Raw genomic sequence first — 16,359 nt, forward strand, 5'->3', positions numbered from 1 at the left:
GAGTGCTGCTGCGGCTTCCCGGAGAACCATTGGAGTGGCGATAAAGCTAGTGTATGCTAACTCGGATTGTAAACTGTTGGCCATAAGGACGAAACATGGATGCATTAGAGTTACTGCTAAATCGCCGTTCCGTTGCGAAATTAGGCGCACCGGCGCCAGAAGGGAATGTCTTGGAAAATATTATCCGGGCCGGGCTTCGGGCCCCCGATCATGGCGGGTTAACGCCTTGGCGTTTTGTGATTGCCCAAGAGCACGGATTAAAAAAATTGTCGGATATTTTAGTGCAAGCGGTGATTGCTGATCAGGGTGATGAGGCGCAGCTTGAAAAAGTCAAAAATGCACCTTTCCGAGCACCAATGGTGATTACTGTGATCGCGAAAGTCACACCGCATGAAAAAGTCCCGGCATTAGAGCAACATTTGTCGGCCGGATGTGCCGTACAGGCGATGCAAATGGCAGCGCAGGCGCAGGGGTTTCAAGGGGTGTGGCGTTCCGGTAAATGGATGTTCCATCCGTTAGTCCATCAGGCTTTTGGTTTGGCAGGTGATGATGAGATTGTCGGTTTTCTCTATTTAGGCACACCGTTGCTTGAACCGATGAAAGTGCCTGACCGAAATTTATCCCGTTTTGTTGAATACTTATAAGACAAGTCTAGCTATCAATGCCTTAACGCTAAGTATTCATGTTTAACAAAATAGATTAACGAGTGTGAATCATCCTGATGAGTTTGTGTCGGGGTGATTCACTGATTTTTGAACCGACCAGATGGCGTTATGGATCCATATGGTATGACATGATGAAATCAATAAAGAGCCTGACTTTCTCTGGCAGATGGTCTTTGTGATTGTAGAGCATATAGATGTCCCGGGAGTTAGCGCTCCAGTCTTCCAGAATCTGAATCAATTCACCGGTTTCCAGATATTCTTTGATCATGACGTCTGGCATGAGCGTAATGCCTAACCCTTCAGAACAGGCCATTCGGATGACATCCAGTGTATTGGCCTGAAACCGTCCCCGCTCATTGTTCGTCACGTGTTCTCCCTTGGTATTCGTGAGTTGCCACTTTAGCAGCGGATTCCCTTTCAGCAGAGAGTGATGGATGAGTTCTTCTGCGTGATGTGGTGCCGGGTGCTTCGCCAGATAAGTCGGACTCGCGACCAGAATGTCTTTGACTTCATTAATTTTGCGGGCAATGAGCGAAGAATCACGTTGAGGTCCGACTCGAAAAATGACATCCCACTCGGTGGGGTCGAGCTGGTCAGCATGATTGCTGGTGGTGAGCTCAAGGTTGATCTCTGGAAAGTTTTGCATGAAAGCCGTAAACATCGGCATCATCATGCGTTTCGTCAGGTTGGAGGGCGCTGATATTTTTATCTTGCCAGATGCTCCCCGACATTCGTCACTGATTTCTTCAGCGGCGATGGATAAACGTTGTAAAAGAGGAGAACACTCTTTGAAGAAACGCTCACCAGCTTCGGTCAGCGATAATTTTCGAGCGTGGCGGTTAAGTAGCCTTAAGTTCAGCGAATCTTCAAGCGCCTGAATACGCCGGGTGATAGTTGCCACCGGTATCAGGGTTCTCCGTGATGTCGCTGTGTAACTTCCATTCTCGACTACCAAGCGGAATAGATTTAAATCGTCTAATTTCATAGTTTCCTGATATAACGGTTAATTAACGGGTTTCACCTATATACACGGAACTGAATTGTCAAAGTTTGAGGCATATCAACATGTTTATCGAAAACTCATTTTCCAAACATAGTGTATATCCGTAAGAATGGCAGTGGAACATCGAATTTGAAGCTCATTTTTGCGTTTGAAAATAATATTTGTTGTGGTGCATGACTATTTGAACCAGTGTTTTAATGTATAGTATAGGATGCAAAACGAAAGTGAAATGTTTGTACTAACAGCCCGAAGCGGCTACTTTTAGTAAAAGCTATTATAATTCTCAATAATAAAATTCGTGATGAGGTGTTTACCTAGCGAAGCTTTTAAACTCACTTTCTCCACATTTTGCGTTTGTGAGGCAGTTAGTATGTTTAAACCCGAATTTCCTGACTCAGAGAAATTTTCTGGGCAAACACCATTAAGTAATAAAACGATCCTTGTTGTGGATGACGATCCGGTTTTTCGTCGGATTACCTGTGGTTACCTTTTGTCACAAGGATGTACCGTTCATGAAGCTGAAGATGGTTTGGAAGGGCTGAAACAGTTAAGAGTTCAACGCCCTGACTTAGTGATCTGTGATATTTCGATGCCAGTTTTGAACGGGTTAGAATTTGTTGAAGAAGTGAGTCTGGCCTATCCCTGTTTACCGATGATTGTCATCTCAGCGACGGATGATATGTCCGATGTTGCACGCGCATTGAAACATGGGATTAAAGATTTTCTTTCTAAGCCGATCAGCGATTATTCTCATTTAGGACAAGCGATTACCAATACCTTGAGTGATACACATAGCCATGTCTCGGATCAACGTGATTTCTCCAGCCAGTGGTTTCAAGTCGAAGATGGTAGTGAGATTCCGGAAGAGCAAGAATTATATTGGCATCTGGAATATTTACAGCAGAATTTGAGTGCTGCCAAAGAACTGCTCAATGCGTTATTACCGGAAAATGATACCAGTCAAGGCGTATGGCGGTGTAGTTATCGTTTACTCCAGTCTGCTGATACCATGCCCCTCGTGTTTGATTATGCTTGGCTGATGAACGGTCAATACGCTTTCTATATTGTTGATTCAGAGTCTCAGTCGTGTGATGGCATCGCAACGACTTTATTGATTCGGGCTCTGTTTCATGACTACCTGCGCAGCCTGCAATCGGTGGGGGCTGATTTGAAAGATCTGGCTGATATCTTGGAAAAGGGAATAAGCTGTACTGAATGCGCTTGTTCAATTTCAGCCATGATTGGTATTGCAAATCTCAGTGACGGAACGTTGTCGATTTTGCCTGCGGGCATGGATTGCTTCTGGAGCAACGGTCAAAATAGCCAGCGTATCGCTGGTGGTGTTTCGCTTGGCGATAATTGCCGGAAAAATTTCATCACCCAGGATTTACCATTGCGAGAAAGTTCCGAGATCTCTGTCAGTCGTCTCGGTGTCAGCTCATTCTCATTGAATATCAGTCAAAAAACTGCATCATAAAACGACATTACTTTTGTTTCTCATCATCGCATGATGCATTTTTCGCAGGATTCCGGTTGAGAGCCTGTTGCGAAGTCCGAAGAAAATCACTAGCATGAGCGGGAAGTGTGCCCACCCTTCGAGTGGGCGTTTGTTTTTTAGGCACCACCAATTTGCAGTGGTATGCTTATTTTTTACTGAGACCGCGCAAACGTCATTCAACAAGCCAGTTTGAGGCGGGTATCCAGACAAATAGACATAGATGATGACTACAGACACAATTTCACTGATTAAATCCAGCATTAAGAGTATCCCTGATTATCCGAAGCCAGGCATTCTGTTTCGAGATGTCACTAGCCTGATGGAAGATGAGCAAGCATATCGGGCCACGATTCAATTGCTGGTCGAACGATATAAAAATATGGGATTTACCAAAGTGGTCGGAACGGAAGCTCGAGGATTTCTCTTTGGTGCACCGTTAGCGATTGAGTTGGGAATCGGATTTGTGCCCGTTCGTAAACCGGGAAAACTCCCGAGAAAGACACTTTCTGAGTCTTATGAGCTGGAATACGGTATGGATACGCTAGAAATTCATGTCGATGCAATTCAAGAAAATGATCAAGTTTTGATTATTGATGACTTGTTGGCTACCGGTGGCACGATTGAAGCGACGACTAAACTGATTCGGCGACTCGGTGGTAAAGCTGAACATGCCGGTTTCGTGATTAACTTGCCGGAATTAGGTGGCGACAAGCGTTTGGAAGCTTTGGACTTAGAGATTTTCAGTATTTGTGATTTCGAAGGTCACTGAGGTTGACGATCATTCATGATCAGCAGAGATTTGAATGATGAACAGAAAGTGTAAACGGAATAACTTATGAGTTATCTAGCATTAGCAAGAAAGTGGCGACCTAAGCAGTTTTCTGAAGTTGTCGGACAGGCACATGTACTGACCGCTTTAGAAAACGCATTGGCACAAAATCGACTGCACCATGCCTACCTCTTCAGCGGCACAAGAGGGGTAGGGAAAACCACCATCGGGCGGTTATTTGCTAAGGGATTGAACTGTGAAACCGGCATTACTGCCCACCCTTGCGGGCAGTGTGCTGCTTGTCAGGAAATTGAACAGGGTCGGTTTGTCGATTTACTTGAAATCGATGCCGCGTCACGCACGAAAGTCGAAGATACCCGCGAATTGCTGGATAACGTGCAGTATAAGCCTGCACGGGGTCGGTTTAAGGTTTATCTGATCGACGAAGTCCATATGTTGTCCCGCCACAGTTTCAATGCACTGCTCAAAACGCTGGAAGAACCGCCAGAGTATGTCAAATTCTTATTGGCAACGACGGATCCTCAGAAATTGCCGGTGACCATTCTCTCCCGCTGTTTGCAGTTTCACTTAAAACCGATTGGGATCGATCACATTGAGCAGCAGCTCGCATTCATCCTCAATGAGGAACAAGTCACTGCTGAGGCGCGTGCTTTGGGAATGATTGCCCATGCAGCCGATGGGAGTATGCGAGATGCGCTGAGTCTGACGGATCAGGCGATTGCACTCGGAGATGGGGAGATTCAGGCAAGTCTTGTGTCTCACATGTTGGGAACCATTGATACTGATCAGGCTCTCCATCTGTTGCAGGCATTAAGCCACAAGCAACCTCAGACCGTGATGGCCTATGTCGAACAAATTGCGGCAAATGGCATTGCATGGGATGCATTGTTGCAATCGCTTGCCACTCAAATTCATCGTATTGCGATGTATCAAATGCTGCCTTCGACGTTAGACAAATTGCAGCCCGATACAGAAAAAATCAAGCAACTGGCGCAAGACCTCAGTGCTGAAGATGTGCAATTGTTTTATCAGATTGCACTGAAAGGACGGGATGATTTACCACTCTCGCCGACTCCGCGCATTGGTCTGGAGATGGTATTACTGCGAATGATGGCCTTTCGTCCTGTTGCGGTTTCTCCTTTTCAGGGGATCAACACCGATGTCAGTTCTGATGCCACAATGCAAAAACCGGCACCGGTGGGGAATGAGCATCATCTGAGCGCATCAACGGCAGCACCTGCTACATCAACACCTTCTCACCCTCATCAGCCCGGATATCAACGTGAGACGCCTGAAAGTACTCACACTGCACTGGATTCGGCTGTAAATACGCAACCTGTTTCTCAGCCTCAGCCGGCCACTGAAGCCGAGTCCCCGGCTCCGGCTGATCGTGACGCGTCAGCCGCACCAGCAGAGCATGACAGCAATCCATCCACGCCACGCGTTGGCCTGAGACATCAGCTGCGTTCTCAACGTCAGTCTGTCCAGTCGTCTGGTTCATCGACAAAAGATTCATCTATAAAAGGGACTGCGCCAAAAAAGTCTGAGACGGCATCAACAAAACCAGATTCGGTTTTTGATCGGTTGATGCAAAAGCGGAATGAAGATCTTCTGATGCCGTCGGCTGTGGATTCTGTGTTGGATGCCGAGGCTGCGGTTGATGCAAATGAGCCGTATCAGTGGCGTCCCACAATTGAAGTTCCGAAAAAATCAGTTGATAAGTCTGTCACACCGGCAGCATTGAAGCAGGCGCTGGCCCATGAAAAAACGCCGGAAATGACGGCTAGGTTGACCGATGAGGTTATTCAAGAAGATGAATGGGCTGCGCTGATACCGCAGTTGAATTTACCGAAACTTATCGAGCAGTTAGCTTTAAATGCATCCTATCAACTGGAAGGCAATACGGTTCATCTATCATTACGTGCCCATCAGGCGCATTTGAATACTGATAAAGCCCAAGCTATTTTGAAAGAAGCGTTAGAACACGCGCTGAGAATGACTTGTACATTAGAGATTCGAGTGGCAGATGATGGTGTGACGCCACTGGAACGCCGGGAGCAGCGCTACCAGGTAAAACTGGAACAGGCGTTTGCCAGTTTGCATGATGATCCCAATGTTCAATTTATCCAGCAACGTTTTCAGGCTCAGTTGGATCAAGAGAGTGTCCGTCCGGTTTAATTTGCTTAATTTTTCTCCTGTGCTGACGTAAAAATGAGCGTCAGAATCAGGTGTAAAACGTAGGCCTAAGAAGGGGGTTGAATTCCCGGCAGGGAACCCCCACAGTATGTGTAATATATCAATGACAGAGAGATAAACATGTTTGGTAAAGGCGGAATGGGCAACCTGATGAAGCAAGCCCAGCAAATGCAAGATCGTATGCAGAAGCTTCAGGAAGAAATTGCAAATATGGAAGTCACTGGTGAAGCTGGTGCGGGTCTGGTTAAAGTAACCATGACTGGCGGTCATAGCGTTCGTCGGGTCGAAATTGATGAAAGTCTGATGGAAGACGATAAAGAAATGGTTGAAGACTTGGTTGCTGCTGCCTTTAATGATGCTGCCCGTCGTATTGAAGAAACCCAAAAAGAAAAAATGTCATCCGTGACGGGTGGAATGCAACTTCCTCCTGGTATGAAGATGCCATTTTAATGGTTCAGTAAATTTATGCGTACCAGTCAAATGCTGGAACATCTGATGGAAGCCTTGCGTTGTCTGCCCGGGGTCGGCCCCAAATCAGCACAACGCATGGCTTTTCATTTGTTACAGCGTGATCGTCAAGGGGGGCTCCGCTTAGCGGATGCGCTGAGTCAGGCAATGACAGAAATTGGTCATTGTCAGACGTGCCGAACATTTACTGAAGAAGATGTTTGCCATATTTGCAAAAACCCCAAACGGCAGGAGAACGGCCAGCTCTGTGTGGTTGAAAGTCCTGCGGACATTGCTGCTGTTGAAGCAACAGGGCAGTTTTCGGGCCGTTACTTTGTTCTCATGGGACATCTATCACCCTTAGATGGGATTGGCCCGGCAGATATCGGTTTAGATCTGCTCGATTTTCGCTTGCAACAAGGTGATATTACCGAAGTGATTCTGGCGACGAATCCGACTGTCGAAGGAGAAGCAACGGCACACTATATTGCCGATTTGTGTCAAGTACATCATGTTTCAGCAAGCCGTATCGCGCATGGTGTGCCTGTTGGCGGTGAGCTGGAGTTGGTTGACGGGACGACACTGTCTCACTCGCTCATGGGGCGTCAGCGACTTTCCTGATTTTATCTCGTGGTTTCAGCGATTCATTATGCGAGATATTCGCCATATCGAATGTCTCGCATGTTGCATTGGTTAGGATGCAGAGATTAAGCCGCCATATTCAAACATGATCCTATTGCATAATCAGTGGGACTGCTTCAATGGGGAAAACGTGGTGTTTTCCAGATCACTGATAATGGTTAGCGCCTCTTGAGCGCTGGCACCACAGATTGCCACATCACTTTTGAAATCACTGCATACCTGAGGACGAGCAGCGGAGCCGAACAGTTTACAGAGATTATTCTCATCTAATTGGATACAGCGAACCCCGGCTGGTTTGCCGTCAGGCATTCCCGGAATCGGGGAAGAAATACTTGGTGCGATACAGCAGGCGCCACAGCCTAAACGACATTCCATAAATCCTCTGAGAGCCATCATTGTTCAAACCAACCGATCATAACAGACTGGATCCCGATTGGTATACGTTTGTGCTTGAACTCTTTGTCTCAGGCAGGTATAAACCGTATCCGAATCCATAACCACAGAAGTACCAACATGACTATTCCATTCTGGCAAACCAAATCATTGGATGAGATGAGCGAAAGCGAGTGGGAATCGCTGTGTGACGGCTGTGGCAAATGTTGCTTACATAAGCTAATGGACGAAGATACCGAAGAAGTTTACTACACCAATGTGGCCTGTAGTTGGTTGAACAGTAAAACGTGTGCCTGCAAGGATTACCCGAACCGTTTTCAATCCGGTGAGGAGTGTCTGAAACTAACCCGGGAAAATATCGATGAATTTCACTGGTTACCGGAAACTTGCGCTTATCGTTTGTTAGCTCAGCATCAACCATTGCCCGAATGGCACCCGTTAATCACCGGCTCTAAATCAGCCATGCACGCAGCCGGAGAGAGCGTTCGCAACAAAGTCGTTTATGAAATTGATGTGGTAAATTGGGAGGATCACATTCAAAACGTACCTGATAGACTAAAGTCTCACAAATAATTTTAAATGGACTGCCATTATAACCACCAGTCGATCTATCGCTTCTGAACGTTTTTGGTGCTTAGGGAGAGTAGGAAAATCTAATTCGACTAGGTCTTTTGAAAAGCAGTAACGAGCGTAGTCAGTTGTATTGCGGTCTTTGAGTAGGAACATGATCGTATCTTCACGCCGTTGTAAATCAATTTCTGTGCACCAACTAATGCAGAAGAAAATTTACTACCACCCCTTACGAGAAAAATATCGCCGATCATTCAGTATCTCCTTACGAACTAATACCGTGTTAGGCATTAAATTTCTTGATAACGAAGTAACACATTGAATAGCATAAGTTTCTTCCAAGGCGAACAAATTCTTCTTGGCTAAATCCTAAAGGTATATGAGCCCCGTTACTAATAAAGGTGTACACAGAAGAAAGAGCATTCTCGTCTTTTTGGTCGATAAAACCTTTTGTCCTAAGGTAATTAAGTGAAGGCCCCCAAGTGTTACCTGTTCTTACTGTCGAGAAGCCTTTATCGAAAGCAATTTCTCTGACCAGAGTTTCTAGTGCAATACGAATATTAGTTAAACTACCGTTATAATCTGGCTGGGCTTTTATAAAATCATCAGCCGAACGCGTTATAGCATTGACAATATCTTGCTTATGTACGATGGACGACTTTTGAGCTTCTTTAATCAATGCATCTTCAACTGGTTCTCTACCCACAAAATTTGGATCTAGTGCTTTAACTGAGTTAGACTCAATTTGATATCCATCAAGAAGTAAAGATTTTTCCAGTATCTTAAATTGATCATCGAACTGATATTTGGGACTGGTTTTATTTCTTAACGTTCTCGCTGTATGTACAACCTCTAAGATGACATCAGACAAAAGTGTGTCTGAGGCAGAAAGTAGTTCTTCGGCTATTCCTGCTGGAGATGCTACTGCTCGTGGTGTAAAACCAAATTTATCAAATATCACAAAAACGGTTGGTTTTTCTATTACACTCAACAGTTGTGCTAAGGAAAATTTACTTCTTCTTGAAACTTGCATATATCCTCAAAATTATCGTAATGACAAACGTTTATTAGGCTGTCTTGAGCGACTTGTTATTTAGAGCGCTATTTCTGGGGTGAAACTGTACTTTCACTTTTGACAACAACGTTTTTTACAGCCTGACTTATCAATGCTCTGTATTGTTGTCTAGCTTCAAGTTCAGAGATTAATCCCTTCTTCTCTTGCTGATTGATAAATGCAATTGCATTTTCGATTTCCAAGCTGACCTTGTACTGGTTTTTCCAACCTTTTATGTTGAACCCAAAGATGCCTAATGCGATAAAATGAAATACGTTCAAAGAAATAACTTGAATAGATTGAATAGATTGAATAACTGGTGAAAACAATCCAAAAAGACCATGCGTTATTATACCAAACAGAGTTCCCATACTTGTTGCCACTGGGTTTTTAACAAATAAAATATCTGTGGATATTTTTAAATACTTTGTTACTGCATCCATGTCTATCATCCGGTTAATCCTTCAATCAAACCAACAAATTCTTCATTTTCTTCTGGAAGATCCGCTTGGAACACTTTTTTTCTTCCTGTACTATCAAAATCGTCAGGATCTGAGTGCATTTCAATATATGATATAACTTCTCTAACTTCGTACTCGTTACTTCCGTAATACCCTTTACAAACACGGTATTCGATAACCTTATGATTTAGTGTCAGCAACGAAAACATCACTATTACGGCACCGACTACCCAAAAGTTTACTTTTAGGCCAGAGAACAAAGGGAATAAAAAAGAAGTTACAAGAGCAATAGCAAGAAAAATATAACTTTTAGTGTCTTTTTCTATCCTGTCACCAAGTAACATACCAATTACAGTATTCTTATCAATTTCGCTTACGCTCTTGCTTTCTATTGAATTGTCTAATACCGTATTTACCAAACCTGAGTTTAGAAAAATCCAAATTCTTTTATAGAAATTACTTTTATTATTTAATGAACTTGCTCGTCCTAATACTCTGATATTTTTGTTTAAATTCAGCAACATTTTGTAAGTAACAATCTCACTTGTCGTTTGACCGACGAGATTTTTTGCAGCGACCTCTCGCCACTTTTTGTAAAATTCAGGATCGTTTTTTCCTAATTTATCACTTGTAATTTTCGCTTTGTATTCTTGTATTAGTTCATCGTACTCTTTACGTTTTCTTTCAAGCTTACGAGCTGAAAGCCAGTGGCTTATCAATGATACAACTCCAGAAATTGCTGCGGCTATCGCTGCTAATATACTAATATCCATCAAGTTCCCCAATAATCTGCGCGCCCTAACAAATTACTCTTAAATTGTTTGTATATAATCACTTTTTCATTTTAGCTGACTGATTATCAAGAATTTTTTGATTCAACCTCTTTCCCGCTTCTAACTCTTCGGGCGATAGCTCTTGTTGCATAAGCTGAAGTTGCCTAGCTTTGATAATAGCTAATGACATTCCTCGTGATATCCGGAAGTCTTCAGCATTTTCAAGAATTTGACTCTTGGTTAACAATAAATTTTGGTCTTTGATATCCCTTTGAATTAACCACAAGAATAAATCTACGACTTGTAAGCCCGGAGACTTTTTAGACGATTCTAGTTTGAACTCCCCAAGCTCATATTCAACCCTTTCAAACTGTGGAATACCACCAAATTTGTCGTCCTCATAATCTACACCGAAGAATATTTTGTGGTACTCGCGCATTGTTCCTTTAAATTCATCACTTTGATCGTGAACTAAAGCAGATACCCCTAAGCTTCTTGGTTTACAAAAGCGATGAATAGCAGTAAGAAGGCTCGAAAAAGCCACAATATTTGGCGTTTCCTTTTTATAGGCACTTTTGCCTTTTGCTGCTGTTAATGCGAATATTTCTGGATTGTCTATCGCATAAGTCAAACCCTCGGTGACTACTTCACAAGCTCGAGCATCGAAAATGAATGGGGCACGTTCTAAAAGAACCTTAGAAATTTCTATTAAACCATCTATGTCATCAAGTAAGTAGGAACTCCAAAACTTTTTATCAAGCTCGTCCTCTTCCATCATATCGTCGATCAATACACACAGCGTATGCCTAAATAGATCTGTCAAATACCACAACGGATGTACAGCTGGATTATCATATGAATCAAAGATGGTATCGACGAACTTTGTAGGGGCAATGTAACGCTTCTCGATTACTGTGTAATGGAACTGCCAATCTGTATCCTTTAATGCATCTAATAATTCTATACAGAGTGCATTAACTTTTTGCTCACCAAGCTCGAAACCGTGCAACCTTTCCAAGCTATTCTCATCACAATACTTTGCAACTATCGGTGACACTATAGGTTCTATATCTCCTGTAGATATCAATGCCCCTTGATAGTACAGAGGTGATTTTTCACAGAAAATTTCTTTACCTGAATGACCAGATTCATCGGCATAAATGAATACACCATCTATTTCTTTGCTCATATTCCACCTTAAACTTGATTGTAAATCTAAAGGCGCATTCAGCGGCTTGGGCGCTGCAATGCTTTGTTAAGTTTCATTGCCCTTCGCTCAAGACAAAGTTCGTCAACTTTTCTTTTGCACCAAATCAACAATGAGGTAACCATAGTTATTACCGCAAGAGATATAGCAATTTCTGAGTACGCACCTGCAAGATAAGAAACTTTTTGGACTAGGGCGTAAACAGACGTATTTTTGATAAAAAAATAAAAAACACACCAGACTAGACCAATCATAAATGTCGCTAATGTAAGGCTTGGCATGGGGGTGCGTGCTTCGCTTTTTGCTCTTTCCCAATCATGTTTAAGCAATATAGAAACTCGTTCCTCCAGAATACAAAAGCGCTCATAGTTTGGTTCGTTACAGAGCCTTTTAATGCACTCTAAAATTTCTCTATCTATGGTATGCTCAGGCTCTGGATTCAAACTAAGCTTCAAATATGTAGATGCTTTTCTCGTTTTAGAAAGTCGTTCTCCATTAAGCTGTGGTGAGTTTACTGCTTCATTCAAGGAAACCATTGTTTCTTTTATTTTTTCTCGCCATTTGGCTCTTTCTTCAGTAATGTATTTGAGAGCAATAGTCTCTTCATGTGACCTTCTCGTAAAAAAAGCTGTTACAAGTGCTGCGAACACACTAGACCCTAGAACAATCCCAATAATCTTTATTATCTCCACAGACTCTCTCTTTAAAACTTAACTGGTATTAGGCAGACAATGTCTACCTAAAGCACGTTGTGTAATCCGTTAAACTCTTCATTAATTCCGACCAAGTTTGGCTAAACTTACCTTTATAGAAGTCGGTCTTTGATTAGGCAGTTAACAAACTGCCGACACTTTGCATCTGACACACCATAATCAACTTGATACATAGTTAATCATTACTCAACGCAGGTCAACTAATGACAACAGGGTTCTACCCCGTTTTCACGGACGGTTTAGTAAAGACGTAAACTTGCTGTCTTGATTCGCCAGTCTACGTCTCATTCTTGGATTATGGAACCGTTCGATATAATCAAAAATATCTGCTCTGGCTTCATTTCTTGTCCGGTATTGTCGATAGTTGATTCGTTCCCGTTTCATCACACCGAAGAACCCTTCACAAGCCGCGTTATCTGCACAATGGCCTACAGCACTCATGCTGCTGTTTAAGTTCTTTTGCTTGAGAAAGCGCTGATAGTCTCCGCTGGTAAATTGTGTGCCACGATCTGAATGTAAGATGATATGATGTCTTTCCTGTCGCTGCCAAACCGCCATTTCGACGGCTCGAATCACCATATGACGGTCTTGTCGATGATGCATCGACCAGCCAACGATGAGCTTGCTAAACAGGTCAAGCACTACACACAGATAAAGTTTCCCTTCAAGTGTCCCAATTTCTGTAATGTCTGTGACCCATTTGGTTTCCGGCTCCAAAGCATGAAAGTCCCGCTCAAGATGATTCTTTAAACCATCAGGACGTACGGACTTTCGCTTTGCCCCTCGACCTTTTTTTCGCGGCCAGCCATAAAGTCCATTCGCTGACATCAGCCTGGCCACACGATTTAAGCTCGCTTTCAACCCTTCGGCTTGCAGATCTTCGTGCATACGTGGTGCGCCGATAATGCCGCCGCTATCATCATGGAGTTCGCGCATTCGTTTTAATAACGTTGCGTTAGCAAGAGCACGCGCACTTGGCTGACGTTCCACCCAAGCGTAATAACCACTAGGGGAGACGCGCAAACAACGGCACATGAGGCGAACAGAAAACACATCGCGGCAACGCGATATCGCAAGATACCTTACGGTAACTCTTTGGCGAAGAACGTTGCCGCTTCTCGCAAAAAATCACGTTCCTTTTTCACTTTAGCTAATTCGCGTTTTAGCCTCGCCATTTCTTCATCACGAGGAGAGCCTGTGCCTTGAAATGCTTTATCTTGTGACTGCTCCGCCTCTCGTTTCCAACGGTTTAATAAGTTAGGGTTGATGCCGATATCTAATGCTATCTGACGACAACTCACACCCGGTTGCTGAGTCAGCGCAACGGCTTCGCGTTTGAATTCTGCAGAATATTTTCTTCGCTTGGTCATAGACACTCCTTTTAGGCATAGTATGCCTCTTTATAGATGTGTCCGTAAAATATGGGTAGAACCCGACGGATGGCTTTTAGCTCAGACCTTAATCTTTGGATCGTACTTGGAATATCACCCTTAGTATCACAAGTCGATATAAAGCTTCGAATATGACTCATGACAACCATCAATCGGTCTATAGCGTCTGAACGCCTTTTGGTGCTAAGGGAGAATCTTAGCTCTGCTGGAAAACCTATTTCGACTAGGTCTTTTGAAAAGCAGTAACGAGCGTAGTCAGTTGTATTGCGGTCTTTGAGTAGGAACATGATCGTATCATGCCAAAAAGTTACCATAATGAAAAAGCCCGAGTTCTTGTCTATCAAGGGCTCGGGCTTTCTACATGTGGCGGAGAGATAGGGATTTGAACCCTAGGTACGCTACTAACGTACGCCGGTTTTCAAGACCGGTGCTTTCAACCACTCAGCCATCTCTCCTTAAGTGCAAAAATCATAACCATGATTGCTTTGCTTGTAAAGTCTTCAAATTGATTTTTATCAGTATTATGCGAGTTTGATTAGACTTTTATCAGTTAAGGCGGCTTTTTTATGCTTAGTAGAATGAAAAAAGGGAAGTTTTCATAAGAAAACTTCCCTTTAGGTGTATGGTCGGACTGAGAGGATTTGAACCTCCGACCCCCGACACCCCATGACGGTGCGCTACCAAGCTGCGCTACAGTCCGATGGCTTGTAATCTAACGCCTTTAATGAAACGAGTCAAGCAATAGGTTGATTTAATTGTCTTTGCTGTAGAACCGTTTCAGTTCTGTCAACCCTTGCATGAGCACCGGTAGCGTTGGATTGGTATCCGGCAATCGATGGTAATTGTTATCATAGACTTTGAAATTCCCAAACTTATCGATGACTGTTGTTTGATTCTTGGTCACTAGGGCCAATTCTCGGGCATCTCCGGCTAAAATCCAACGTCTTTTGTTTTCGTCAAACAAGTTCTGACCACTACTGTAGTCATTCGGATTTGAAGAAACACCGAGTAAATCTTGTAACAGTGTCACTGAAAAATCGAGGTGGCTGGTGCGCTGGGTATAGTCGGCAGCGACTTTGCCCGGCCAGTGGATAATCATCGGTACTTTCAATTGATACTGACTGTAGTTGGTATTGGAGCCCCAACTGTTGGTGTTGGTTTCATTAAACTCAGTGCCATGGTTGGATGTAATGACAACAATGGTAGAGTCCATGATTCCCATTTCATATGCTTTCTTAATCAGCTGACCAATCTCATGGTCGGCTGCTTCAACCGACAACTCATAGTTATTTTTGAGTTTGTTTTGTGTGGATTTTCCGAATGAATTATCCGGTGCATCAAACTCCTGAACCGTCGTCAGCTCTAAATAACTGAACCAGCGCCCTGATTGATTTGATACCCATTTTGACCAAGCATCAATCGTTTGTTCATCTCTGCTGGCGTCTTTCGTGAATGGGGTGTGATTTAACGGCAATCCTCTGAATACGGTCTCAGCATAGAGTGGATCGCTGAAGTTATTACCACTGAAAAGCCCAAAGTTGTATTTCTGATCTTCCAGAGTATCGAGCAGAACCGGCAATGTGCCTTGGACTTTAATGCTCGATGCATAGCTGCTGGGAAGGCCATAAAATAATCCGAAAATACCAAACATGTCATTACTGGAGCTGTAATGATTACTGAAGTTCAGATTATCTTTGGCGAAAGTTGTCGCCATCGGCATATATTGCTTGCTGAGCATATCAGCACGTAAGTTGTTGACACTCACGACCAGAATATTAAGCGGGTTAATCCGGCGATCAAATTTGATTGGCTCTAACGGATAGTTAACCAGTACTGATTTGTGGGTCTGTTTCTCGTGCAGACGTTTGAGATAATCGTCCCGATTGAACAGGCCATGTCTTTCCATAAATGATTTTGCTGTCATCGGATAAGACAGTGGGAAATTCGATTTCTGGCTGGTAACCGGTGTATACAAAGAAGCATCCGACCAAACGTAAATGAGATGACTTGTAATAAAACTAATAAAGAAAATGGTCGCCAGAGGGCGGCCTATGTGCTTATGCGACAAGCGTCTTTGTTTACGCCATACCCATTCGGACAAGCCGATTTCCATGGCAAAAATCAGAGGTAACAAGACAAACAGATGCTGAAGATCGTTGGTTGTCGTTTTGGAATTATCGCTAAATAGCACCTCCCATACGACAGGGGTTAAATGGAGATTGAGTTTGAAATACAACTGCGTGTCGATGAGCAGGACAGTGAGTCCGATCGTCGCAAAACAAACTGCAACAAACCTGAATAACTTGCGTGCAGGGATAAGAAACGTCAGCGGGAACAGCACCAACAGGTAGAGGGCAAAAACGAGAAAGCCAAAATGCCCGACCCATGAAACAGCCAAATAAAATTGTCCCAACAATGTTTCTGGCCACGGGGACTGGGATATATAACGTGTACCGATCAGCATGGCTGCGATGATATTAAAAAACGCAAACCAGTGTCCCCAGCCAACTAGGCGGGATACCCGCTCTCCGTAGGTGTTTTCACTCTCTACCATGT

15 protein-coding genes, 2 tRNA genes and 1 pseudogene are annotated in these 16,359 nt (G+C 43.6%); 7 read left to right on the forward strand and 11 right to left on the reverse strand.

The features are described 5' to 3' along the window. Positions 1-95 precede the first annotated feature (95 nt). Positions 96-644 carry an NAD(P)H nitroreductase gene (locus tag BSQ33_RS13990; protein WP_072962774.1) on the forward strand — a complete coding sequence of 183 codons (549 nt, stop codon included), beginning with the start codon at positions 96-98 and terminating at the stop codon, positions 642-644. Positions 645-771: 127 nt separating this feature from the next. Here BSQ33_RS13990 and BSQ33_RS13995 read toward each other — a convergent pair whose 3' ends face one another. After that, positions 772-1,650, reverse strand: a complete 879-nt coding sequence (locus BSQ33_RS13995) for a LysR family transcriptional regulator (protein WP_088134336.1) — start codon at positions 1,648-1,650, stop codon at positions 772-774. Between the two features lie 388 nt (positions 1,651-2,038). On the opposite strand from BSQ33_RS13995, the gene BSQ33_RS14000 reads away from it, so the two are divergent. The 5 genes from BSQ33_RS14000 (at position 2,039) to recR (ending at position 7,220) form a co-directional block, all read left to right on the forward strand. Then, positions 2,039-3,145 carry a response regulator gene (locus BSQ33_RS14000; protein WP_021019514.1) on the forward strand — a complete coding sequence of 369 codons (1,107 nt, stop codon included), beginning with the start codon at positions 2,039-2,041 and terminating at the stop codon, positions 3,143-3,145. Between the two features lie 244 nt (positions 3,146-3,389). Further along, positions 3,390-3,935 carry an adenine phosphoribosyltransferase gene (gene apt / locus BSQ33_RS14005; protein ID WP_088134600.1) on the forward strand — a complete coding sequence of 182 codons (546 nt, stop codon included), beginning with the start codon at positions 3,390-3,392 and terminating at the stop codon, positions 3,933-3,935. Between the two features lie 66 nt (positions 3,936-4,001). Continuing rightward, entirely contained in the window at positions 4,002-6,134 is a 2,133-nt protein-coding gene (gene dnaX / locus BSQ33_RS14010) for a DNA polymerase III subunit gamma/tau (protein ID WP_088134337.1), read from the forward strand. A gap of 138 nt (positions 6,135-6,272) precedes the next feature. Further along, on the forward strand, positions 6,273-6,602 hold the full coding sequence (locus BSQ33_RS14015; RefSeq protein WP_021019517.1) for a YbaB/EbfC family nucleoid-associated protein: 330 nt from the start codon (positions 6,273-6,275) through the stop codon (positions 6,600-6,602). Between the two features lie 15 nt (positions 6,603-6,617). Continuing rightward, positions 6,618-7,220, forward strand: a complete 603-nt coding sequence (gene recR / locus BSQ33_RS14020; RefSeq protein ID WP_021019518.1) for a recombination mediator RecR — start codon at positions 6,618-6,620, stop codon at positions 7,218-7,220. A 123-nt stretch (positions 7,221-7,343) separates the two neighbouring features. Here the strand turns inward: recR and BSQ33_RS14025 are convergent, their stop codons facing one another. Then, the gene (locus BSQ33_RS14025) at positions 7,344-7,616 is read right to left on the reverse strand and encodes a YkgJ family cysteine cluster protein (RefSeq protein WP_027694063.1); all 273 of its coding nucleotides are present in this window, start codon (positions 7,614-7,616) and stop codon (positions 7,344-7,346) included. A 138-nt stretch (positions 7,617-7,754) separates the two neighbouring features. On the opposite strand from BSQ33_RS14025, the gene BSQ33_RS14030 reads away from it, so the two are divergent. Beyond that, positions 7,755-8,207 carry a YcgN family cysteine cluster protein gene (locus tag BSQ33_RS14030; RefSeq protein WP_021019520.1) on the forward strand — a complete coding sequence of 151 codons (453 nt, stop codon included), beginning with the start codon at positions 7,755-7,757 and terminating at the stop codon, positions 8,205-8,207. Positions 8,208-8,487: 280 nt separating this feature from the next. Here BSQ33_RS14030 and BSQ33_RS14035 read toward each other — a convergent pair whose 3' ends face one another. The 9 genes and pseudogenes from BSQ33_RS14035 to BSQ33_RS14075 form a co-directional block, all read right to left on the reverse strand. Continuing rightward, positions 8,488-9,237: a hypothetical protein gene (locus tag BSQ33_RS14035; protein WP_088134338.1), complete on the reverse strand. Its 750-nt coding sequence runs from the start codon at positions 9,235-9,237 to the stop codon at positions 8,488-8,490. 68 nt (positions 9,238-9,305) lie between these two features. Then, complete coding sequence (locus BSQ33_RS14040; RefSeq protein WP_157721398.1) at positions 9,306-9,701, reverse strand: hypothetical protein; 396 nt, start codon at positions 9,699-9,701, stop codon at positions 9,306-9,308. A 5-nt stretch (positions 9,702-9,706) separates the two neighbouring features. Next, positions 9,707-10,492 carry a hypothetical protein gene (locus BSQ33_RS14045; RefSeq protein ID WP_088134340.1) on the reverse strand — a complete coding sequence of 262 codons (786 nt, stop codon included), beginning with the start codon at positions 10,490-10,492 and terminating at the stop codon, positions 9,707-9,709. Positions 10,493-10,550: 58 nt separating this feature from the next. Continuing rightward, positions 10,551-11,681 carry a DUF3800 domain-containing protein gene (locus BSQ33_RS14050; RefSeq protein ID WP_088134341.1) on the reverse strand — a complete coding sequence of 377 codons (1,131 nt, stop codon included), beginning with the start codon at positions 11,679-11,681 and terminating at the stop codon, positions 10,551-10,553. Between the two features lie 38 nt (positions 11,682-11,719). Continuing rightward, on the reverse strand, positions 11,720-12,391 hold the full coding sequence (locus BSQ33_RS14055) for a hypothetical protein (protein ID WP_088134342.1): 672 nt from the start codon (positions 12,389-12,391) through the stop codon (positions 11,720-11,722). A gap of 238 nt (positions 12,392-12,629) precedes the next feature. Next, positions 12,630-13,782, reverse strand: a pseudogene (locus tag BSQ33_RS14060) (IS3 family transposase). Between the two features lie 385 nt (positions 13,783-14,167). After that, positions 14,168-14,258: transfer RNA gene (locus tag BSQ33_RS14065), tRNA-Ser, on the reverse strand. 168 nt (positions 14,259-14,426) lie between these two features. After that, positions 14,427-14,503 (reverse strand) — tRNA-Pro (locus BSQ33_RS14070). 51 nt (positions 14,504-14,554) lie between these two features. Continuing rightward, positions 14,555-16,357: a DUF3413 domain-containing protein gene (locus BSQ33_RS14075; protein WP_021019521.1), complete on the reverse strand. Its 1,803-nt coding sequence runs from the start codon at positions 16,355-16,357 to the stop codon at positions 14,555-14,557. Between the last annotated feature and the right edge of the window lie 2 nt (positions 16,358-16,359).

This window comes from Vibrio gazogenes (assembly GCF_002196515.1).
GTDB lineage: Bacteria > Pseudomonadota > Gammaproteobacteria > Enterobacterales > Vibrionaceae > Vibrio > Vibrio gazogenes_A.